Genomic DNA, 2333 nt, shown 5'->3' with positions numbered 1-2333 from the left:
ATAAAAACACCCCAGCAACCAAGGTAGATAAGCGCGTATAGCCACCAGATTTTACATTGATAATAGACTGACCAATCATCGCACAGCCTGCCATACCGCCAAAAAAACCACTCACAATATTGGCAATACCTTGACCTTTACACTCTTGGGTACGATCACCTTTGGTATCGGTTAAATCATCAACAATGGTCATGGTCATCATAGACTCAAGCAAACCGACGATCGCAAGACTAATGGAATACGGCAAAATAATCAGTAAAGTATCTAGATTCAAAGGGATATCAGGTAATAAAAATATCGGCAAAGTATCCGGCAGCTGACCCATATCGTTGATGGTGCGCGCTTCTGCGCCCAAAAAGATGGCTATCGCCGTCACCAAGACAATACTAACCAGCGGTGATGGAATGATCTTGCCAATTTTTGGAATGTAGGGATAACCATAGATAATCAATAGACCAAGAGCCACCAGACCATAGACATGGACTAGGTTTGAGCCTGCTTGTGGCACAAGCTCAGGAATCTGTGACATAAAAATCAAAATCGCCAAGGCATTGATAAAACCAAGGATGACCGATTGCGAAACGTACTTCATCAAATTACCCAGCTTTAAAAAGCCAAAGATAATCTGTATGACCCCTGTCAAGACACTGGCAGCTAGCAAATACTGTAGCCCATGGTCTTTAACCAACGTCACCATCAATAGCGCCATTGCGCCAGTTGCGGCTGAAATCATCGCCGGTCGCCCACCGACAAAGCTAATCACCACCGCTATACAAAAGGAGGCATAGAGCCCCACTTGGGGATCAACACCAGCAATGATCGAAAAAGCAATGGCTTCAGGAATAAGGGCTAGGGCGACAACCATACCAGCTAGGACGTCGCCTCTGACATTGGAGAACCAATGCTGTTTAATAGTAGTTAACATCATAAACTCAGTTTTTAGGAACTGCTTTAGTCTGTCAATAATCACGATATCTGAGCTAAGAGATAGGAGATATCTAAAATAAAAGGTCTGACACATTTCTAGCTAGGCATAATGCCCATCAAACAATAGATATAAAAATGTGAACCATCATATTTAGCGCGTTATTGTCATAACTTGCTTTTAATAGCTTGCTCTTATTGACTCGATAGATAAATCGATTATAGATACAAATTTTAAAGCAGTGCGTGTGCATAGGAAAAAGCGTAAGACGCTCTATGAAAGAGTAATTGCTATAGGGAGCAATCATTTACTGAGGAGGGGTACAACTAGGGTGGCGTATTCATCTTTGTAGTAAACGACTTTTATAGATTAAAGGAGTAATATTTCTCGTAATTCTAACATACATAGCGTCAGTCAATAAAATATCTGGCTATTATCCGCATAACGGACGTTATGGTAAATGGATTTAGAACCAAAAAAGCCAATGGTATAGGTGCTTTAAAATATAACCACTAAATATAATTCTCAAATTAATAAAGTATCTATAACTCATTATCCGTAATAGGTAGGTTTTCATCAGTAATGAGCATCATGTGTACAAAAAATCTTAGTAGCGGCGAGTATTGCCATTTGGTTTTTTTGGCGTTATTTGTTTCACTGTCTTCTGACTGGTTACTCTTAGCTCTATAATCCTGATTTGTAATGCCAATATGAATTGTCTTTATCCAGTCTTTATGTGCTTGTCGCATACCTTGGTAATGAGAATAAGGCAGGCCCTTTTCAAGTACAGTTTCGCTACTGGTGATTAGCCAATTTTTATCAGGTAGCAATTGTTTTGCAATGCCAATAAAACGCTGTAACTCTTCCTTTTCTCTTTCTAAAAATGATACAAATGCTCTGCTACTAGAAAGTCTTTGACGACATATCAGCATGAACCATTGCCAGTCAGCTTCTGACTGAAGACGTAGCTGATAAGCATTGCTTCGTAAAGGTGATAACAATCTAAGATCACTTTGATATTGTAAGCTAAGCGGGCTTAAGGTAACTGTCTCTGAGCCTACTGGTTTTATAAAGCGAGGTTTACCTCTTTTAGTCGTGATGGTTGCGACCTGATCAGCACGTTCTCTTAATAGCTTTGCATCATAAATAGTGATGTTTGCTAATGCAGCGGCTTCATCTAAAAGGGTTTCATTGTCATCAGAAACTTGTAGTAGCAGCTGCACACGGTTTAAACCATAGCGCGTAAACATCTCCTCAGCTGAGGAGGGTGCGGTATAAAAGATGTCCTTATTGTCATGATTTTCAATCATAAGTCGTGGCGATTTTCGCATACCTTTGATGGTGTTTTTAAATAAGAGTGTGCGAATAGTTGGTATGTTAACGCTATGATTATTGATAGTGGCGTGGT

At 39.9% G+C, this 2333-nt stretch carries 2 protein-coding genes; both read right to left on the bottom strand.

The annotated features are described in order from the left end of the window. Positions 1-925: SulP family inorganic anion transporter (locus tag VLN09_RS12200; RefSeq protein WP_325246892.1), on the bottom strand; the 925-nt coding region annotated here is incomplete at its 3' end. A gap of 542 nt (positions 926-1467) precedes the next feature. Continuing rightward, positions 1468-2333, bottom strand: an 866-nt coding sequence (locus tag VLN09_RS12195; RefSeq protein WP_325246890.1) for a hypothetical protein, incomplete at its 5' end; no start/stop codon positions are given.

It is taken from the genome of Psychrobacter sp. (assembly GCF_035469765.1).
Classification (GTDB): domain Bacteria; phylum Pseudomonadota; class Gammaproteobacteria; order Pseudomonadales; family Moraxellaceae; genus Psychrobacter.
The sequence above is the reverse complement of the archived record's forward strand: the minus strand, read 5'-3'. Positions and strand labels throughout refer to the sequence as shown.